Genomic DNA, 19,154 nt, shown 5'->3' on the forward strand with positions numbered 1-19,154 from the left:
GCTTTAGCGGACGCGGGGGCCGCCGAACGGAAGCGGTGGCGGCGGGCGACGGTCGCGGCGCGGAAGCTGCGCCTGGTAGGCCACTCCGCAATGCTCGACGCAATACGGGAAGCCTGGGTTCGAGGCGTTGCCGCAGAAGTGGAAGTCGGGCTCGCCGGGGTGACCCATCGGCCACTTGCAGATGCGGTCGTTGAGATCGAGCAGGCTCGTCTTGTCGGCGACCTCGGGGCTCGGCTTGGCTGGAACGAGCCGGCGCGGTGGAGCGGGCGGAATCGGCGCCTGCTGGTCGCCTGGGCCCTGGCGGATAAAGCCGCCCGGACCGATCGAGCGGTACTGAATATTGTCGGACTGGGCGCGCTGGCGCTGCGGCGCCGGATGAGCGGGCGCTGCCTGCTCGGGCGCGGCGGCAGCCGCTGCCGGGCGAGGCGCGGGACGCTCGGCCGGAGCGGGCTTCGGCGTTGGCGCGGCGGCGGCGGGACTGCGATGCTCTTTCTCTTCGCCCGGCTTCACGGGCGACGGACGGGCTTCGAGGCCGAGGCGATGCGCCTTGCCGATGACCGCGTTGCGGCTGACGCCCCCAAGCTCGTCGGCGATCTGGCTGGCGGTCGCGCCTTCCGTCCACATCGCCTTCAGGCGCTCAATCCGCTCTTCAGTCCACGACATCTAAATGCTTCTCCAATGCCGCTCGGCTTGCCGCGACAAGCGCCAACCGATAGGCGCACCCGCGTGACCACTCCGAGCGAGCAATCTCCAATCTGGGTTCAAACGCCACCAGGAGAGCCGATATTGCACGGCGTCAACTGGGGCGGGCTCAAGACCCTTTATATCAAGGAGGTGCGCCGGTTCTTCAAGGTCCAGATGCAGACGGTCTGGGCGCCGGCCATCACGACGCTTCTTTACCTGGCGATTTTCACGGTGGCATTGGGCCGCGGCGGACGTACCGTGATGGGAGTCAACTTCGCCGATTTCATCGCTCCGGGCCTGATCGTCATGGCGATGATCCAGAACGCCTTCGCCAATGCTAGCTTCTCGCTGCTGGTCGGCAAGATGCAGGGGAACATCGTCGACTATCTGATGCCGCCGCTATCGACCGGCGAGCTGATTGCGGGACTCGTGGGAGCGGCGGTGACGAGGGCTTTCCTGGTCGGCTGCGCGGTCTGGCTGGCGATGCTTTTGTGGCCCGGCGTTCACGTTGGCGTCGAGCATCCGCTGTGGGCCTTCTGGTTTGGCCTGATGGGCGCGCTGCTGCTCAGCTTCCTCGGCCTCCTCACATCGCTGTGGGCCGACAAGTTCGATCATGCGGCAGCGGTGACGAATTTCGTGGTGACCCCATTGTCGTTGCTGTCCGGCACTTTCTATTCGGTCGAGCAACTCGCGCCCTCGTTCCGGGCGATCAGCCACGCCAACCCGTTCTTCTACGTGATCTCGGGATTCCGGTACGGGTTTCTTGGGATCAGCGATTCGCCGATCGTGATTGGAGCGACAGCACTTCTCGCGGTGAACGTTGCGCTTTGGGCTCTCTGCTATTCGCTCCTGAAGCGCGGCTGGAAAATCAAGCAGTAGGCCCTACGAGCCGGTCTTCGTGAACCGCACGTCATCGAGGTAGATCACGCCACGTTTCGCGGTTGCGGTCGTATCCTCGATGACGAGGACAAGTTCCTTGAGCTTCCTGGGGTTTGCCATCCCTTCGAAATCTTTCAGGGGGATGGTGATGTCCTGCCACTGATCGGTGATGCCGCGCACGTAATAGTGACTGCCCACGTCCATGGCGTCCTTGAGTTCGACCTTGAAGACTTTGGTGTAACCCATGCCGGCATCGCCTTTGACTCGAAGTGCCAGCGTATCGAACTTCGCCGCATCGAGATTCTGCAGCCGCATCCACAAGCCACCGAAGGCGGGCTTGTCCGAATCCACGCTGTAGATGATCCGCAATGCGTTCCCGTTGGCGCCGCGATCGAATGATTCGATGCAGCCCTGCATGGGATCGCCAGGATCCTTGATCCAGCAGCCGAATTCACCGCCGAGATTGTTCGGTTTGTGGCCCGAATCGAAGTCCGCGACCATCAGCTCGGTAGATGCTGCGGACACATTGCCCGCCGCCATGCTGATAATGGAAAGCGAGAGAATTGAGCGGCTGAGAGAGACCAGGACCGTTCTCCACGCAGGGAGTTCGACCTTACAATACCGCCTAGGCCTCGTTTACGAAATTGAACGGCTGATAACTGACGCGTTCAGGGTGCGGGCAACAGCAATGGCCCAGAAGATGCGCATTCAACGCTCAGTAGGAGAGCCACAATGCGTAAAGTTCTTTTCACGGTTGCTGCAGCCGCCTCGGCTCTCGCATTCGCCGCGCCGGCTTCGGCTCAGAACTACCCGGGCCAATACTATCCGGGTCAGCAGGCGCCGTACGGTAATGCCTATGGCTACAACAATTACGGGCATGTCCGCAGCCTGCAGGCGCATATCGACCAGGTTCAGCGGCAGATCAGCCGTCTCGACCAGCGCAATATCCTGAGCGAACGCGAAGCCTATCGCCTTCGCAATGAGTCGCGCGATATCGAGCGCCAGCTTCGATACATGGCCCGCAACGGCCTGAACCCGAACGAGGCGAATTCGATCAACTATCGAATCAACCGCCTTGAGCAGCGAGTTGCGTACGAAGCTCGCGATGGCAATCGTTGGGGTCGGAATGACCGGCGTGACAACTGGTCGGATCGCGACCGTGACGGTCGGAATGACCGGTGGGAAGACGACGGTGGTTACCGCCACGACTAAGCGTCTTCGCTAGGTCCAAACGAGAGGCGCGCCCGGCAGTCCCCGGCGCGCCTTTTCCTTTGTCGGCCGTCTGGCTATAGCGCCGAGCCGGTAATCAGCCGTATCCCACAGACCACAGAAGGACCCGCCCGAGATGGCCATCACTCCGCTCATGCCCGTTTATCCTCGTTGCGAGGTGAGGCCGGTTCGAGGCGAAGGCGTCTATCTCTACGGCGAGAATGGCGAGAAATATCTCGACTTCGCCTCGGGCATCGCGGTGAACCTTCTCGGCCACGGTCATCCGCACCTGACCGAGGCGATCCAGAAGCAGGCCGCGACGCTGATGCACGTGTCGAACCTGTACGGCAGCCCGCAAGGCGAGGCGTTCGCGCAGCGGCTGGTCGACCTGACCTTCGCCGACACTGTCTTCTTCACCAACTCCGGCGCGGAAGCCGTCGAGTGCGCGATTAAGACGGCGCGCCGCTACCATCATGCCAAGGGCAATCCGCACAAGCACGACCTGATCACCTTCTCGAACGCCTTCCATGGGCGGACGATGGCGACGATCAGCGCGACCAATCAGGAGAAGCTTCGCGACGGTTTCGCGCCGCTGCTTCCGGGCTTTAAGGTCGTCGAGTTCGACAATCTCGACGCAGCGCTGGCCGCGGTCGACGAGAATACGGCGGGCTTCCTGCTTGAGCCGGTCCAGGGCGAGGGGGGCATCCGTCCGGCCAGCCACGAGTTCATTGCCGGCCTTCGCGCCGTTTGCGACGAGAAGGACCTGATGCTGGTGTTCGACGAGGTGCAGTGCGGCGTCGCCCGTACCGGCACGCTCTATGCCTACGAGCAGTATGGCGTGGAGCCGGACATCATGGCGTCGGCCAAGGGCATTGGCGGCGGCTTCCCGCTCGGCGCCTGCCTCGCAACCGAGAAGGCCGCCAGCGGCATGGTCATCGGTACGCACGGATCGACCTACGGCGGTAACCCGCTGGCGATGGCGGCGGGGCAGGCCGTGTTCGACGTGGTCGCCAACGAGGAATTCCTCGCGAACGTCCGCCAGATGGGCGAGCGCCTGCGCTCCGCGCTCGAGCAGATGATCCCCAACCACGATCACATCTTCGAGAGCGTCCGCGGCAAGGGCCTGATGCTCGGGATCAAGATGAAGACGGACAGCCGCGCCTTCGTGAATTGGCTTCGCGGCCAGGGCCTGCTGACGGTCGCCGCCGGCGACAATGTCATGCGCGTCCTTCCGCCGCTGGTCATCGACGAGGGCCATATCAAGGAATTCGTCGAAGGCCTGTCCGCGGCCGCAGCGCAATATGAGGTTCCTGCCGCGGCTGCCTGAGCAGTTGGAAGGCGGCCAACCGGCTCCTATCTAGGCGTCATGCCCGCAGAAAAACTGTCCCTTGACGTCGCGATCGGCGTCACGATCCCGGCGCGTGACGCCCGTGGCCGCGCTGCGCGCATCGGGCCTGTGCTCGATGAGATTCTGGCCAACCACAATTATCCGCCGGTCGTCGAGCGACTGCTTGCCGAGGCGCTGACGCTGACCGCGCTGCTCGGTACCCTGTTGAAGGATCCGCAGGGACAGATGACGCTCCAGGCGCAAACGGAGAATGGCGCAATCGACCTTCTGGTCTGCGATTATCTCGGTGGAGAGCTTCGCGGGTACGTCCGACACGACCCGGAGCGGCTTGCCGACGCGGGCCCGAATCCGTCGCTATTTGCCCTGTTCGGGAAGGGCTATCTCGCAATCACGTTCGACCAGCCGCTCAGCAACGAGCGTTACCAGGGTATCGTGCCGCTCGAGGGCGACAGCCTGGCTCACGCGGCGCAGAGCTACTTCGCCCAGTCGGAGCAGATTCCGAGCCTGGTGAGGCTCAACGCCGAGAAGCACGATGGGAAGTGGATTGCCGGTGGAATCCTCTTCCAGCACCTGCCGGAAGGCGAGGAGGGGCGCGAGCGAATCCACACGCAGCTCGACCATCCGGACTGGCCGCACGTCGCGATTCTCGCCGGTTCGGTGAAGGAGGGGGAACTGGTCGATCCCGATCTTCCTCTCGACGACCTCATCTGGCGGCTGTTCCACGAGGAGGCCGAGGTCCGCACCTACACGCCCGTGCACCTGCGAAAGGGCTGCCGGTGCGATCCGGACTATGTGCGTTCAGTGATCGCGCGCTTCCCGGAAGAGGAGCGCGAAGCGATGGTCGGGCCGGACGGGTTCATCACGGTGGACTGCGCGTTTTGCTCGCAGAGCTTCCCGATCACGTTGGAAGATGTGTCCTGAGCCATTGAACCGTCTCCCTCTTGTTAATGGTTTCGTGCTAAATGGTGCACGATGAAGCGACCTTTGAGAACGACAGTCCGAGTGGCGGGGGCAGCATTGGCGCTCCTCGGCCTGGCGGCTGCCGTTCGTCCGACGATCTTCAGCCAGACGACCGGCGGCTTATGGGAAGTCAGCCGTGGTAACGAATTCCGTCGCAGCGTCTGCGTTCCCGACCCCGTCGTCCTGGCCCAGTTCGAGCATCTGCGTGCGAATTGCGCGCGCGACATCGTCCGCGATCAACAGCGCCGCGCCGAGATCCATTACACGTGCGCGGGTGGCGCTTTTGGACAATCGACCGTCGACCTGATCACTCCGCGCGCATTGCGGATCGAAACCCAGGGAATTTCCGGCAACGCGCCGTTCCACTACGTGCTCCAGGCACGAAGAGTTGGGAATTGCTGAGAAAATTCCCGGTTCATTAAGCAAGGGTTTAACCAGCATGAGGTAGGAAAGGGTTGTGCCGGATTCGGCACGCTTTCCTCCCAAACGGGCTTTGTCCCGGAACTGGGCCGCTCACCACCGGTGGGCGGCCCTTCTTTTGTCGCCGATCACCGCCTAGATGCGCGGCCATGGCGGCAACGCAGATAGGCCATGGACGAAAAGCGGTCGTGCTCCTTTCGGGGGGGCTCGATTCCATGGTTTGCGCCGCGCTGGCGCGGGAGCAGGGCTATTCGGTCCTCGCGCTGACGGTCGACTACAACCAGCGCCATCGCGTCGAGCTCGAGGCGGCGAGGCGAATCGCCTCCGCGCTGGCCGATCGGCACATCGTTCTTCCGCTGGATTTGCGCGCCTTTGGCGGCTCGGCCCTGACCAGCGACGAATCCGTTCCCAAGGACGGCGTGCAGCCCGGGATACCCGTGACCTACGTGCCGGCCCGCAATCTCATCTTCCTGAGCCTCGCGCTGGGCTGGGGCGAGGCCGAAGGCTCACGCGACCTGTTCATCGGCGTCAATGCGCTCGACTATTCCGGCTATCCCGACTGCCGGCCGGAGTTCATCGAGGGATTCGAGGCGCTCGCGCGGCTTGCGACCAAGGCGGGTACCGAAGGACGCGAGTTCACGATTCACGCCCCGCTACAGCATATGACCAAGGCCGACATTGCGCGCGAAGCACAAAGGCTCGGGCTCGACGCCGCGCTAAGCCATAGCTGCTACGATCCCTTGCCGGATGGCAGCCATTGCGGACTTTGCGACGCGTGTCGGTTGCGGGCGAAAGGCTTTGCCGAGGCCGGGATCACCGACCCAACGCGTTACGCGGCGGTCACGGACGAAGCCTGATGGCGTACGCAGTCAAGGAATGCTTCCTCACCCTCCAGGGCGAGGGGGTCCAATCGGGCAGTCGGGCAGTCTTTCTGCGGTTCGCCGGGTGCAATCTGTGGTCGGGTCGCGAGCAGGATCGCGCGACGGCCCCATGCCATTTCTGCGACACGGATTTCGTCGGCACGGACGGTGAGGGGGGCGGCAAGTTCGCCGACGCCGATTCGCTGGCGGAGCGGGCGCTGGCCACATGGGGTGCGGAGGAAGGGGCGCGGCTGGTGGTGATCACCGGCGGCGAACCGATGCTCCAGCTCGACCCGGCCCTCATCGACGCCCTGCACGATCGCGGCTTCCGAATTGCCGTCGAAAGCAATGGAACGCTGCCCGCCGTCGAGGGCATCGACTGGCTGTGCATCAGCCCGAAGGCCGGGACCGATGTCGTTCAGCGCAGCGGCGATGAGTTGAAGCTGGTCTGGCCCCAGGAGGGCGTGGATCCGGCGGAATTCGAAAGCTGGAACTTCGCCAACTTCCTCATTCAACCGATGGATTGCGAGGCGCGCGAACAGGCGCTCGATGCGGCGATCCGACTGGTGATGGATCGCCCCAAATGGCGCCTTTCATTGCAGTCGCACAAACTGATCGGCCTGCCTTAGCCTAGTCCGAATTTCCGGCGGCGTTCGTGTCGGCCTGGTCCGCATTCGCAGCGGAATTTGAGTCGCCCTTGTCCGCCTTCGCGGGGGCGTTCTTGACCGCGTTCAATTCGGCGGAATTGTCAGCTTCGACCTCGTTGGCCCCTTCGGCGGCCGCAAGTCTGGAGCCCTCTGCTTCCACCGCTTCAAGCGCGCTGGCATCATTTGCGGGCTTCGAATCGAACGAGAGGTTCTCAGCCAGGCTCCCGTTCTCGGCGACCTCGCCTTTGCCGCCGCAGGCGCTCAGCGCGACCGCAGCGCCGGCGATAAGAAACAAACGTCTCATGTATTCTCCATACCGCTCGCGACAGCCAAAAAAAGAGGCTGCCGGACGAACCGGCAGCCTCTTAAGTCGTCGGCACTCCAAACGGAGAGCCGTCGAATTACATCGCGTTGTTCGCGGCGCTGTTCGCGGCGTCGGCTGCGGTGTTCGCGGCGTCGGCAGCGGTATTGGCTGCGTCGGCTGCTGCATTCGCATCGGCAGTCGCGTTCATGTCCATATTCGCGTCCATACCCGTGTCGTTAACGACCAGGTTGTCGACAGCGAGGTTGTCAACGTTCATCGTGTTGTCTGCGGCTTCGTTGCTGCTGCAAGCCGAAACCGCCAGGGCCGCACCGGCGACCAGGATAAGAGCACGCATTCAAAACTCCCTAGATTATCCGATCTGAAAGTGAGCGGCGCCCACCTCACAAATCGCGCGCACAATAGTCTGAAGCGTCCGCCGCCATCAAGCTACTTTGCACGACTGTGACAAGTCTTTGATAAACAGCGGAAAAGCACGTCTCAGACTGTCATCAACGCGCGTCATCGGCATTTCTTTGCCGAGCGCCTGAAGGCTCGTCACGCCGAACTCGCTGATGCCGCAGGGGACGATCCCGCCAAAGTGCGAGAGGTCCGGCGACACGTTGATCGAGAAGCCGTGGAGGGTCACCCAGCGCTTGATGCGGATGCCCAGCGCGGCGATTTTCGCCTCTTCGCCGCCTTCGCCGACCCAGATGCCGATCCGGCCCTCCGCGCGATGGGCTGAGACGCCGAGATCGGCGAGGGAAGCAATAATCCAGCCTTCGAGGGAATGGACAAGGCGGCGGACGTCGCGACCACGCTTTTCGAGGTCGAGCATGACATAGCCGACGCGTTGGCCGGGTCCGTGATAGGTGTAGCGGCCGCCGCGACCTGCATCGTAGACGGGGAAGCCCGACGGATTGAATAGCTCGGCGGGGTCGGCGCTCGTGCCGGCGGTGAACAGAGGCGGATGTTCGAGCAGCCAGACGCATTCGGCGGCTTCCCCGGCGCGGATTGCCGCGGCGCGCTGCTCCATGAACCCGCGAGCCTCCTCATAGGGAATGATGCCCTCACTGACGCGCCATTCTACTTGGTCGATCGTCTCCACGGGCGGCAGATGGCCTCTGGCCGCCTTCACCGCAAGCGCGTTGCAAGCGGAGCGCATGCCCCGCATAACCAGGCGGCAACAGGAATAGGGGTACGTGGTGGCAAGCAGCCTTTCGATCTCGCGGGCTTGGGACGAGACGCGAGAAATCTTTCGGCGTGACGGCGGACTTCTCGTTTCGGTCGCCCTTGCACTGATCGTCCTCCCAGAGGTCGTCGTCGGAATCGTCTCGCCCCCGCAAGCGACAGTGGGCGCCGATGCGCCGGCTTCGATGCAACTGCTACGGTTGGCCGTCGCGCTCATTTCACTGATTGGTCAGCTTGCCCTCATCCGCCTTGCCCTCGGGCCTTCGACGACGGTCGGGGCGGCCATCGGACACGGCGCGCGGCGCTTTCCGTCGGCTTTGGGAGCGGTCGTTCTTCTGATCGTCGGCTTGGCTATCCTAGCGGTACCGCTGATCATCATCCTGTCTCTGGGGCTGGGAGTCGACCTCGAACATTTGAGCGGCCCGCCCAGTGGTCCGGCCGCGCTGATGTTCGGGATCATCGGGCTTGCGGCGCTTATTATTTCGGTGCGCTTCACCCTGGTCTCGCCGGTTGCGAGCGCCGAGAACATCGGTCCGCTGGCGATCATCAAGCGGAGCTGGCGCCTCACCTCCGGAAACTACTGGCGCCTTCTAGGTTTCATCCTGCTGCTGATCGTCGCGACCCTGATCCTGATGATGGCGGCCGGAGTGGTCGGCGGTTTGCTTGCCCGCATGTTCAGCCCCTCGATCGAGCCGATGTCGATCGGGGCACTGATCCTCGCTTCCTTCGCGGGGGCGGCGCAGGGGGCCTTTTCAATCCTCGCCTCGGTGATGCTCGCCCGGGTCTATGCCCAGGCGGCCGGGCAGAGCGAGAATATCGAGGAAGCGCTGCGCTAGCCGATCAGGGGGATCTGCGGCGCGCAGTCCCGCGGCAGGAAGCCGAGCAGGCGAGGGTCCGGGAAGCGCTCGACAGAGCGGCGGTACGGCACGAATCCGGCCCGCCGGTAGGCGCTGAGCGCTGCGGGGTGATCGAGCGTGCAGGTGTGGACGTGGACGCGGGACACACCTTCCCGCCACGCCCGGCTGATCGCCTCGGCCAGCAGCCAGCGGCCGTGGCCTTGCCCTGACAGTTCGGGGACCAGTCCGACGAAAGACAGCTCGCACTCTCCGGGCTCGCGGTAATCCAGTTCGAGCATGCCGACCTCGCTGCCGCTTTCGTCGACGACCGTGAAGAGCTCCACCGCAGAGTGCTGGATGATGGCCGCCAGCGCTGCGTCGTCCATGACCAGGCGTGAGAACCACAGCCAGCGGGCCCCGACCTTGCGGAACAGCTCCCGGTAATCGTCAGGCCGGGGATATTCGCTTCGGCGGAGGGAGAGCGGGGAAGGGGGGACATCAGCGCGAGGTGATTCGCGCATCTCGAGGAAAGTGACGACGGCGGCGAGCTCGCCGTCAGCGACCTTCTCGTAGCTCATTTCCAGGCCGCCAGCGGCGGCAGGCTCATCAGGATGGCGTCGATGTTCCCGCCGGTCTTCAGCCCGAACAAGGTGCCGCGATCGTAGAGCAGGTTGAATTCGACGTAGCGGCCGCGGAATTCGAGGAGGCGCCGCATGTCTTCCTCGGTGAACGGCGTGTCCACGCGCTTTCGGACGATCTTCGGGAAGGCGTCCAGGAACGCTTCGCCGACATCCCGGGTGAAGGCGAAATTGGCGTCGAACGTCGGCCCCTCGCCAGGCTCGAAACATTCGAGATGGTCGTAGAAAATGCCGCCGACGCCGCGCGGGACGCCCCGATGTGGAATGAAGAAATAGTCCTCCGCCCACTTGGAAAAGCGCGGATAGAAGGTGGGATCGTGAGCCGCGCAGGCGGCGCGGAGCCTGGCGTGAAAGGCTTCCGTGTCTTCCACGTAAGGGATGGCGGGGTTGAGGTCGGCGCCTCCGCCGAACCAGCGTTTGGTCGTCGTCAGGAACCGCGTGTTCATGTGGACTGCGGGGACGTGCGGATTGGCCATGTGCGCGACGAGACTGATTCCGGTCGCGAAGAATCGCGGATCCTCCGATGCTCCGTGGATGCTCGCGGCGAATTCGGGCGAGAAGCTGCCGCCAACGGTCGAAACGTTTACGCCGACCTTCTCGAAGATCTTTCCGTTCATCTGGCCGCGGACTCCGCCGCCACCCGGACCTTCGCCGGGGTCGGTGCGCTCCCACGGAGTGAACTGGAAGGAAGCCTCGCTGCCGTGCTCGCGCTCGATCTCCTCGAAGGCGGCGCAGATGCGATTGCGCAGCGATTCGAACCAGTCGCGCGCCGCCTGCTGCTGTTCGTCGAGTTCGAGCATGGACCGCTCACATAGCGTCGTGCGCGCGAATGCCAATTGTGCCCCTTGGCAGCCCCGAAACGCCTCGCTATCAGGCCCGCCACTCGCCCTTGAGGTCCTCTCTCGGGCGAATTCGTTATGTGCCTGTCGGGCACGTGCAGCACATCGCGTCAATCTTGGGCGTTACAAGGGGAAGCATGGCCACGCTGGAACAATCCGCTCAGGGTTCGGACCCGGCTGAAACGGAAGGCGGCGCACGCCGCAGGGATTTCCTGAACGTCGCAGCCGTGAGCTTCGCCGGGATGGGCGTCGTGGCGGTCGCGCTCCCGCTGATTACTCAGATGAATCCGCCGGCCGACGTGCTCGCACTGGCGTCGACCGAGGTCGACATCTCGAAGATCGCTCCGGGACAGGCCATCAAGACCGTTTGGCGCAAGCAGCCGGTGTTCATCCGCAACCTGACTCCGGCCGAGATCCAGGCCGCCAATGCGGTTCCGCTGTCCGAGCTTCGCGATCCGCAGTCGCTCGCCGAGCGGACCAAGCCCGGCAAGACCAACTGGCTGATCACGCTCGGCGTCTGCACGCACCTTGGCTGCGTGCCGCTTGGCACCGGTGAGGGCGAGAATCGCGGACCGTTCGGCGGTTATTTCTGCCCGTGCCACGGTTCGGCCTACGACACGGCCGCACGTATCCGTCAGGGGCCCGCGCCGAAGAACCTGATGGTTCCCAACTATGAATTCGTATCCGACACGACCGTTCGCATCGGCTGAGGGGAAAGAGCCGTAAAATGAGCTTTGCCTGGGCAAAACAGTACGAACCGAAGGCGCCGCTGATGCGCTGGCTGGACGAACGTCTTCCGCTTCCGCGCCTCGTCTACGGCGCGATAGGGGGCGGCTATCCGGTTCCGCGCAACCTCAACTACTGGTGGAACTTCGGCGTCCTCGCCGGCCTGTTCCTGACGATCCAGATCGTCACCGGCATCGTCCTGGCCATGTGGTATTACGCAAGCGCGGACGGAGCCTTCAATTCCGTCGAGCACATCATGCGCGACGTGAACGCCGGCTGGGCGCTCCGCTACATCCACATGAACGGCGCGAGCTTCTTCTTCATCGTCACCTACATCCACATCTTCCGCGGGCTCTACTACGGATCGTACAAGGCGCCGCGTGAGCTGGTGTGGATGCTCGGCCTCGTCATCTACCTGCTGATGATGGCGACGGCGTTCATGGGCTACGTCCTTCCCTGGGGCCAGATGAGCTACTGGGGTGCGCAGGTCATCACCGGCTTCTTCTCGGCATTCCCGCTGGTCGGCGAGCCCGTCCGCGTCTGGCTGCTGGGCGGCTATGCTCCTGACCAAGCAGCGCTGACCCGCTTCTTCTCGCTTCACTACCTGCTGCCGTTCGTGATCGCGGCGGTCGTGATCCTGCACATCTGGGCGCTTCACATCCCCGGATCGAGCAACCCGACCGGCGTCGACGTGAAGGAAGAAAAGGACACGCTTCCGTTTCACCCGTTCTACACGGCGAAGGACGGCTGGGCGGCCGCGGCATTCCTGACGGTGTTTGCTCTGTTCGTCTATTTCGCGCCGAACTATCTCGGGCACCCGGACAATTACATTCCTGCGAATCCGCTGGCGACGCCTGCGCACATCGTTCCCGAATGGTACTTCTGGCCGTTCTACGCGATCCTTCGCGCTTTCACCGTCGACTTCATCCTGCCGGCGAAGCTGTGGGGCGTGCTGGCGATGTTCAGCTCGATCCTGATCCTGTTCTTCCTGCCATGGCTCGACAAGTCGCCGGTTCGCTCGGGATCGTACCGTCCGGTGTTCAAGCGCTTTTTCCTGCTGCTGGTGCTGGACGTCCTGATCCTTGGCTTCTGCGGCGGCGCTCCTGCCACACCGCTGTATGTGGCGATCAGCCAGTTGGCCGCAGCTTATTATTTCGCGCACTTCCTCATCATCCTGCCGCTGGTGTCGGCGTTCGAGCGGACGCTTCCGCTGCCGGACTCGATCAGCTCGTCGGCGCTGCACGGTGAGAAGAGGGAAGCAGCGCCCGCGGGCATTATGCCTCGGCGCGGCGCCACGGCGATCGCCGAGTAGGGGGACAGAAGCGAATGCGTTACATCCTGGGCCTGGTCGGCGCCGTATTCTCGGTGGTCTTGCTGATCTCGTTCTTCAGCAACGTGTCGACGTACCTCACCAGCCCGCCCCCGGCGACGGCTGAGGAGGAGTTCCACCTGCATCCGAAGCACCTGCAGCTCGCGAGCGACGGGCCGTTCGGCAAGTTCGACCGCAAGCAGGTCCAGCGCGGCTTCCAGATCTACAAGGAAGTCTGCTCGGCTTGTCACAGCCTGAACCTGGTCGCGTTCCACGACCTGGAAGCGCTCGGCTACAACGAGGCCGAGGTGAAGGCGATCGCCAACCAGTGGCAGACCGAAGTTCCGACGGTGAATCCGGAGACGGGTGAAGCGTCGACGCGCAAGGCGCTGCCGTCCGACCGCTTCCCGAGCCCCTATGCGAACGAGACTGCGGCTCGCGCGGCGAATAACAACGCCCTTCCGCCCGATCTTTCGCTGATCACCAAGGCTCGTGAGGGTGGCGCTGCGTACGTCTACTCGCTGCTGACCGGCTATCGCCAGCAGCCGGCGGAGCTCATCCAGAAGTTCCCGGCCTCGAAGACGCCGCAGGGCCTGCACTACAACCCGTACTTCGCGAACCTGAACCTCGCCATGCCGCAGCCGCTTACGAGCGACGGGCAGGTCACCTATGCTCCGGGCAATCCGAAGCCGACGGTCGACCAGATGGCGAAGGACGTCGCGGCGTTCCTCGTGTGGACGGCCGAGCCAAAGCTCGAGAAGCGCCACGCGACGGGTCTTGCTGTCGTAGTGTTTCTGCTGTTCGCGACTGTCTTCGGTTACCTCGCGTACCGGAATATCTGGTATGGCGAAAAGGCGGTCGTCCGCGCGACGGGCCCGCTCGATCCGAAGAACCAGGCTAAGGCACGGAGCGCCAAGCGTAAGGCCGGCGTCACGGGCTAAGCATTGGGGCCGCGTCCGCGCGGCCCCTTTTGCTGCATTTGGCGGCCTGTGATTTCCCACCGTGTTTCAGCGACTTAGTTCAGTCGCCATTCACCTCATAAAGCAGAATGCGCTGGTAACTCCTTTGCTTGGAGATGTATCATGAGCGTATTCAATCTTAAGACTGCCGCATTGGCGATTGCTGCGGGTGTTGGCCTCAGCGGCTGCGCCTATGGCCCGTACGGCGGGCTCGGCGTTGGCGTCGGTTACGGCGACGGCTACGGTTACGGCGACCCCTATTACGGGAACGGCTACTACGGTGGCGGCTACCCGTACGGTTATGCGGGCTACGGGTCGCCCTACGGCTATGGCTACGGCTCGCCGTACTACGGCTGGTACGACGGCTACTATTATCCGGGCACCGGCTATTACGTGTACGATCAGTACCGTAACCGCACACGGTGGTCAGACGCCCAGCGCCGCTATTGGGAGCGTCGTCGCGGCACTGCTAGCTCGACGGGCGGCGTTGCTCCGGTGATCGAGAACTGGGCAGATTTCCAGAATCGGACGCCGACGACCAACCAGACCGTTCGTCAGGTCAACAATCAGACGTTCCGCGATCGGCCCGACGTGCGCCGCCAGGTGCAGATCGAGCAGCAGCAGGTTCGCAGCGAACGCCAGCAGATGCGGATCGAGCGCCAGCAACAGCGGCAGACCGTCCAGACCGAGCTTCAGCAGCAGCGACGCAACAATCGCGGCGGCCGCAACCACAAGGTCGACAACGACTAAGACAATCGCCGAGGCGGCTGCGTGCCGCTCCGGCGTTTACTTCAGGCTTGGTCTGGCCGGCGCAGGATCAGCACGATCGACGCGAATCGCATAACCGGGACGTCGTCCTGGTTGGTGACCGTCGTCTCCGTTCGGAACGACCCTAGATGCGGCTTCGACTGCGAAGGCCGTGTTTCAATGATCTTTCCGCGGACGTGAAGCGTGTCGCCCGGATAGACGGGCTTCAGCCACCGGAGCTCGTCGACGCCCGGCGAGCCGAGGCCGGCCTGCTCTTCCTCGACGACGTGGCGGGCGATCACCGCCATTGTCATCGCACAAGTGTGCCAACCGCTTGCCGCGAGGCGCCCGAAGTGCGTCCTGGCCGCTGCCTCGTCGGAAAGGTGGAAAGGCTGCGGATCGTATTTCCGCGCGAACTCCAGGACTTCCTCGCGAGTGACTGCATACGAGCCGAAGTAGGTCTCGGCCCCGATTTCCAGATCCTCGAAATAACGCATCGGCAGCGCATAGCTGGCAGTACCGCTTGGCGCGAGGCCAAAGGGCAGGCTACGAAACAGGCGTGGGGACCGAGGCAACAAGGGCAGGGCATTGGCATCCGCGGCTCATCGAGGCCGCGGCCGCGCTCAACGAGAATCGCCTCGACGTAGCCGAGCGCTTGCTGAAGCCGCACCTGCAGGACGATCCGTTCGACGTTCGCGCGATCCGCATGCTCGCCGAACTGGCGGCGCGCATCGGACGGCTCAAGGATTCCGAAACACTGTTGCGGCGCGCACTGGAGATCGACCCGAATTTTACCGCCGCGCGAGCGAACCTCGCGATGGTCCTGGGGCGGCTCGGGCGACCGTCGGAAGCGCTCGGGCTGCTCGACGAAATATTCGAGGCGGAACCCGACCGCGTCGGACACCTGAACCTCAAGGCGGCCACGCTCGGTCGGCTCGGTGATTTCGAGCAGGCTTTGGAACTCTATCGGCAAGTGCTGGACCGCGCGCCGAACCAGCCTCGAGTGCTGATGAGCTATGGCCACATGCTCAAAACTGTCGGGCGCCTGGACGAGGCGATAGCGGCCTATCGCCGGGCGATCGAGCTAAACCCGGCCCTTGGAGAAGTCTGGTGGAGCCTGGCCAATCTCAAGACCGTCCGTTTCTCCGAGGGGGACATTGCGGCGATGGAGCAAGCGCTCGGGCGCTCAGACCTCAGGGACGACGACCGGTTCCATGTCGAGTTCGCGCTGGCCAAGGCGCACCACGACCTTGGCCGGAGCGATACCGCCTTCGCACATCTCGAAGCGGGGAATAGGCTTCGGCGCAAATACCACCCGTTCAACGCCGGCCATTTGAGCCAGCTCGTCGATCGAAGCATCGAGCTTTTCACTGCCGAAGTCCTGAAGAGCCCTGGCGGAAGCCCGGCCCCAGACCCGATCTTCATCGTTGGCATGCCTCGCGCCGGATCGACCCTGGTCGAGCAGATCCTGTCCTCGCACAGCCTCGTCGAGGGAACGTCCGAACTGCCGGACATGCCGGCGATCGCTCGCGGGAGAGGGAATTATCCGACATCCGCGGTCGGGCTCAGTGTCGAAGAGCGGAAGGAAGCCGGAGAAGAGTATCTGAAGCGAAGCGCTGTGCAGCGCCGGACTGATCGGCCGTTCTTTGTCGACAAGCTGCCGAACAACTGGACGTTCGTGCCGTTCATCCAGCTCGTGCTTCCCAATGCGAAGATCATCGATGCGCGGCGGCATCCGCTCGGCTGCTGCTTCTCGAATTACCGCCAGCATTTCGCGCGGGGGCAGGACTTCACCTACGACCTCGAAGATCTCGGCCGCTATTACTCCGACTATGTCCGGCTGATGGCCCATGTCGACAATGTCCTTCCGGGACGTGTCCACCGGGTGATCTACGAGCGGATGGTCGACGATACCGAGCGTGAGATTCGGGCGCTGCTCGATTATTGCGGACTCGAGTTCGAGCCGGCGTGCCTGTCGTTCTACGAAACCGACCGGGCGGTGAGGACTCCGAGCTCCGAGCAGGTCCGCCGGCCAATCTACCGCGACGCGACCGAGGAGTGGATTTCATACGAACCGCACCTCGGGCCGCTGAAGGAGGCATTGGGGCCGGTTCTCAATGCTTATCCGGACGCCCCGGTCACATTCTGAAGCGGCGAGGTCACAGTTCGCCGAGTATGTGTCGGCTACGCAACGTTTGGCCGTTGACAAGCCGTCGTGGCTCTGCCGCTATGCGGACACATTGGTCGATTGGGGGCAATCATGACCGCTCGCACACTGCGCGCTTTTACGTTTGGACTTCTCGCAACGACGGCGATCGCTACGCCAGCCTTTGCACAAACTACCACCGACACAACCCAACCTACAGCGCCTGAAGCGGCACCCGCGCCGACGGCGCCTGCTGCGACTCCGGCCTCTCAGCCATCGGACTCCGACGAGATCATCGTCACCGCGCAGAAGCGCGAGGAGAATCTCCAGGACGTCCCGATTAGCGTGCAGGCGATCGGCACTCGCCGCCTCGACCAGCTGAACATCTCGAACTTCGAGGACTACACGAAGCAGCTGCCGTCGGTCAGCTTCCAAACGGCGGCGCCGGGCTACACGGTCGTTTACATGCGCGGCGTCGCGACGGGCGGAGATGGCAACCACACTGGCTCGCTGCCTTCAGTTGGCTCCTATCTCGACGAGCAGCCGGTCACCACCATCGGCGGTACGCTCGACGTCCACATCTACGACATCGCCCGCATCGAGAGCCTCGCCGGCCCGCAGGGCACCCTGTACGGTGCATCGAGCGAAGCCGGCACGATCCGCATCATCACCAACAAGCCCGAACTCGGGGTGACCGATGGCAGGGTTGATGCAGAGCTCAATACGGTCGCGAACGGCGGCGTGGGCGGAAGCCTCGAAGGGATGATCAACCTCCCCGTGTCGGACAACATCGCATTTCGCGGTGTCGCTTTCTGGCAGCGTGACGCAGGATACATCGATAACGTTCGCGGGACCCGCGATTATTGCGGCGACGTAGTCACCGACCCCGACACAGGCGACACCATCGGCTGCGTTCGAAACGGCTTCCACGCTGACAACGCGGCCTTCGTAAAGAAGAACTTCAACACCAACACCACCTATGGCGGGCGCGCTGCGCTGAAGATCGACCTCAACGAGAATTGGACCGTCACCCCGACGATCATGCACCAGAATTCGAAGACGCGCGGGGTCTGGTATTACGACGAGCGGCTAGGCGATCTGGAAACCCAGCGGTTCCGCAAAGAGCCGGGCCGGGACAAGTTCACCCAATATGCGCTGACCGTCGAAGGCAAGGTCGGTAATTTCGACATCACCTACGCCGGTGCTTACATGCATCGCCCGAACCACGGGACCAATGATTACACTGATTACGCGGACGCCTATGATGCCTATTACGAAAGCTACGGCGGCATCGCGAACTATCAGTATTATTTCGATAATAACGGCGATCCGATCGATCCGCGCCAGTACATCACGGGCGGCAACAACTTCAAAAAGATGAGCCAGGAGCTGCGCGTTTCGTCGCCGGCGGACAAGCCGTTCCGGGTGATCGCAGGCGCATTCTACCAGCGCCAATCGAACGACATCCTCCAAGAATATCACGTCGATAATTTGGCTGATAGCCTGTCGGTCAATGGACGTCCCGGCCTGATCTGGCTGACCAAGCAGAAGCGTATCGATCGCGACTATGCGATCTTCGGCGAAGCCAGCTTCGACGTAACGCCGCAAATCACGCTCACCGGCGGTGGCCGCTGGTACAAGTTCGACAACACCGTGTTCGGTTTTGCCGGGTTTGGACGCGACCCGCTGTTTATTCAGGACGCTAACGGCGATCCTATAGACCCGTCGATCGTGCCGAATGCGGTGTACAGCACCAAGACCGGCGTGGCTCAATGCTACACAACCAGCGGCGACACGCTTCGGGAATCGCAGATCAACGGTACCGACACGACGCTCATCCTCGACGGCGTTCTCTCGGGCACTCCGTGCATCAACGTCGCGACGTTCGCAAACGGGAAACTGAAGCCGAAGCAGAGCAAGGATTCAGGTTGGACCTATCGATTCAACGGCAATTGGAAGCCGCGCGAGGGCCTGTTGTTCTATGCAACCTGGTCGAAGGGCTTCCGGCCTGGCGGCATCAACCGGCAGCCGGGCCTCGCGCCTTACGATCCGGACTTCCTGATCAACTACGAGCTGGGCTGGAAGACTACACTCGGACCACTGCGTTGGAACGGCGCCATCTATCACCAGGAGTGGAAGAAGTTTCAGTTCAGTTTCCTTGGTGAGAACAGCCTGACCGTCGTTCAGAACGGCCGCGATGCCAGGATCAACGGTATTGAGACCGACATCAATTACGTGCACGGCGGGCTCACGCTGAACGCGGCGGCGGCATATACCGACGCCAAGACCAAGCAGAACATTTGCGCAATAGCCGCCGACACAGCGCCGAACTGTGACGGCGTGCCGGACGACGAAATCACGGCACCGAAGGGATCGCGTCTTCCGGTCACTCCGAAGTTCAAGGTGACTGGAACCGCGCGCTACACCTGAAACGTCGGACCGGGCAGGGCACATG

The 19,154-nt window shown here is 63.1% G+C and carries 22 protein-coding genes; 14 read left to right on the forward strand and 8 right to left on the reverse strand.

The genetic code is table 11. The annotated features are described in order from the left end of the window. Positions 1–3 precede the first annotated feature (3 nt). A complete protein-coding gene (locus tag ACMC5O_RS03380) occupies positions 4–663 on the reverse strand; it encodes a GcrA family cell cycle regulator (RefSeq protein ID WP_187707710.1) in 660 nt (219 codons plus the stop codon). Positions 664–678: 15 nt separating this feature from the next. Here ACMC5O_RS03380 and ACMC5O_RS03385 point away from each other — a divergent pair, with 15 nt between their 5' ends. Continuing rightward, the gene (locus tag ACMC5O_RS03385; RefSeq protein ID WP_187707709.1) at positions 679–1,563 is read left to right on the forward strand and encodes an ABC transporter permease; all 885 of its coding nucleotides are present in this window, start codon (positions 679–681) and stop codon (positions 1,561–1,563) included. 3 nt (positions 1,564–1,566) lie between these two features. Here ACMC5O_RS03385 and ACMC5O_RS03390 read toward each other — a convergent pair whose 3' ends face one another. Beyond that, positions 1,567–2,088 carry a carbohydrate binding domain-containing protein gene (locus ACMC5O_RS03390; RefSeq protein WP_426693257.1) on the reverse strand — a complete coding sequence of 174 codons (522 nt, stop codon included), beginning with the start codon at positions 2,086–2,088 and terminating at the stop codon, positions 1,567–1,569. Between the two features lie 207 nt (positions 2,089–2,295). Between ACMC5O_RS03390 and ACMC5O_RS03395 the strand changes: the two genes are divergently transcribed. From ACMC5O_RS03395 to queE, 6 genes are all read left to right on the forward strand, one after another. Continuing rightward, positions 2,296–2,775 (forward strand): hypothetical protein, encoded by a 480-nt coding sequence (locus ACMC5O_RS03395; RefSeq protein ID WP_187707707.1) that lies wholly within the window; start codon positions 2,296–2,298, stop codon positions 2,773–2,775. A gap of 133 nt (positions 2,776–2,908) precedes the next feature. Continuing rightward, positions 2,909–4,099 carry an aspartate aminotransferase family protein gene (locus ACMC5O_RS03400; protein WP_187707706.1) on the forward strand — a complete coding sequence of 397 codons (1,191 nt, stop codon included), beginning with the start codon at positions 2,909–2,911 and terminating at the stop codon, positions 4,097–4,099. Between the two features lie 39 nt (positions 4,100–4,138). After that, positions 4,139–5,041, forward strand: a complete 903-nt coding sequence (locus ACMC5O_RS03405; protein WP_426693258.1) for an Hsp33 family molecular chaperone HslO — start codon at positions 4,139–4,141, stop codon at positions 5,039–5,041. A gap of 81 nt (positions 5,042–5,122) precedes the next feature. After that, positions 5,123–5,482, forward strand: a complete 360-nt coding sequence (locus ACMC5O_RS03410; protein WP_187707705.1) for a hypothetical protein — start codon at positions 5,123–5,125, stop codon at positions 5,480–5,482. A 167-nt stretch (positions 5,483–5,649) separates the two neighbouring features. After that, positions 5,650–6,357 carry a 7-cyano-7-deazaguanine synthase QueC gene (gene queC / locus ACMC5O_RS03415; RefSeq protein WP_426693259.1) on the forward strand — a complete coding sequence of 236 codons (708 nt, stop codon included), beginning with the start codon at positions 5,650–5,652 and terminating at the stop codon, positions 6,355–6,357. Further along, positions 6,357–6,989, forward strand: a complete 633-nt coding sequence (queE, locus tag ACMC5O_RS03420) for a 7-carboxy-7-deazaguanine synthase (protein WP_426693260.1) — start codon at positions 6,357–6,359, stop codon at positions 6,987–6,989. The genes queC and queE overlap by 1 nt, the downstream gene beginning before the upstream one ends. A gap of 1 nt (position 6,990) precedes the next feature. On the opposite strand, the gene ACMC5O_RS03425 is transcribed toward queE, so the two are convergent. The 3 genes from ACMC5O_RS03425 to lipB form a co-directional block, all read right to left on the reverse strand. After that, positions 6,991–7,311, reverse strand: a complete 321-nt coding sequence (locus ACMC5O_RS03425; protein ID WP_187707703.1) for a membrane lipoprotein lipid attachment site-containing protein — start codon at positions 7,309–7,311, stop codon at positions 6,991–6,993. Positions 7,312–7,408: 97 nt separating this feature from the next. Next, entirely contained in the window at positions 7,409–7,666 is a 258-nt protein-coding gene (locus ACMC5O_RS03430) for a hypothetical protein (RefSeq protein WP_187707702.1), read from the reverse strand. An 87-nt stretch (positions 7,667–7,753) separates the two neighbouring features. Beyond that, on the reverse strand, positions 7,754–8,473 hold the full coding sequence (gene lipB / locus ACMC5O_RS03435; RefSeq protein ID WP_187709917.1) for a lipoyl(octanoyl) transferase LipB: 720 nt from the start codon (positions 8,471–8,473) through the stop codon (positions 7,754–7,756). A gap of 40 nt (positions 8,474–8,513) precedes the next feature. Between lipB and ACMC5O_RS03440 the strand changes: the two genes are divergently transcribed. Continuing rightward, positions 8,514–9,335, forward strand: a complete 822-nt coding sequence (locus tag ACMC5O_RS03440) for a glycerophosphoryl diester phosphodiesterase membrane domain-containing protein (protein ID WP_426693261.1) — start codon at positions 8,514–8,516, stop codon at positions 9,333–9,335. On the opposite strand, the gene ACMC5O_RS03445 is transcribed toward ACMC5O_RS03440, so the two are convergent. Together ACMC5O_RS03445 and hemF are read right to left on the reverse strand one after the other, a co-directional pair. After that, positions 9,332–9,913 (reverse strand): GNAT family N-acetyltransferase, encoded by a 582-nt coding sequence (locus tag ACMC5O_RS03445; protein ID WP_426693262.1) that lies wholly within the window; start codon positions 9,911–9,913, stop codon positions 9,332–9,334. The two genes, ACMC5O_RS03440 and ACMC5O_RS03445, sit on opposite strands and share 4 nt — an antisense overlap. Beyond that, positions 9,910–10,773, reverse strand: a complete 864-nt coding sequence (gene hemF, locus ACMC5O_RS03450) for an oxygen-dependent coproporphyrinogen oxidase (protein ID WP_187707699.1) — start codon at positions 10,771–10,773, stop codon at positions 9,910–9,912. The genes ACMC5O_RS03445 and hemF overlap by 4 nt, the downstream gene beginning before the upstream one ends. 176 nt (positions 10,774–10,949) lie before the next feature. Here hemF and petA point away from each other — a divergent pair, with 176 nt between their 5' ends. The 4 genes from petA (at position 10,950) to ACMC5O_RS03470 (ending at position 14,556) form a co-directional block, all read left to right on the forward strand. After that, positions 10,950–11,522 (forward strand): ubiquinol-cytochrome c reductase iron-sulfur subunit, encoded by a 573-nt coding sequence (gene petA, locus ACMC5O_RS03455; protein WP_187707698.1) that lies wholly within the window; start codon positions 10,950–10,952, stop codon positions 11,520–11,522. Between the two features lie 17 nt (positions 11,523–11,539). After that, positions 11,540–12,850, forward strand: a complete 1,311-nt coding sequence (locus tag ACMC5O_RS03460) for a cytochrome b (RefSeq protein WP_187707697.1) — start codon at positions 11,540–11,542, stop codon at positions 12,848–12,850. A gap of 14 nt (positions 12,851–12,864) precedes the next feature. Continuing rightward, on the forward strand, positions 12,865–13,788 hold the full coding sequence (locus tag ACMC5O_RS03465; RefSeq protein WP_426693263.1) for a cytochrome c1: 924 nt from the start codon (positions 12,865–12,867) through the stop codon (positions 13,786–13,788). A gap of 141 nt (positions 13,789–13,929) precedes the next feature. After that, complete coding sequence (locus ACMC5O_RS03470; RefSeq protein WP_187707696.1) at positions 13,930–14,556, forward strand: hypothetical protein; 627 nt, start codon at positions 13,930–13,932, stop codon at positions 14,554–14,556. 41 nt (positions 14,557–14,597) lie between these two features. Here the strand turns inward: ACMC5O_RS03470 and ACMC5O_RS03475 are convergent, their stop codons facing one another. Further along, positions 14,598–15,050 (reverse strand): MaoC family dehydratase, encoded by a 453-nt coding sequence (locus tag ACMC5O_RS03475; RefSeq protein WP_187707695.1) that lies wholly within the window; start codon positions 15,048–15,050, stop codon positions 14,598–14,600. A 62-nt stretch (positions 15,051–15,112) separates the two neighbouring features. Here ACMC5O_RS03475 and ACMC5O_RS03480 point away from each other — a divergent pair, with 62 nt between their 5' ends. Then, positions 15,113–16,702 (forward strand): tetratricopeptide repeat-containing sulfotransferase family protein, encoded by a 1,590-nt coding sequence (locus ACMC5O_RS03480; protein ID WP_426693264.1) that lies wholly within the window; start codon positions 15,113–15,115, stop codon positions 16,700–16,702. A 111-nt stretch (positions 16,703–16,813) separates the two neighbouring features. Then, the gene (locus ACMC5O_RS03485) at positions 16,814–19,129 is read left to right on the forward strand and encodes a TonB-dependent receptor (RefSeq protein WP_426693265.1); all 2,316 of its coding nucleotides are present in this window, start codon (positions 16,814–16,816) and stop codon (positions 19,127–19,129) included. Positions 19,130–19,154: the final 25 nt, after the last annotated feature.

It is taken from the genome of Sphingomonas sediminicola (assembly GCF_049991885.1).
Lineage (GTDB): Bacteria > Pseudomonadota > Alphaproteobacteria > Sphingomonadales > Sphingomonadaceae > Sphingomicrobium > Sphingomicrobium sediminicola.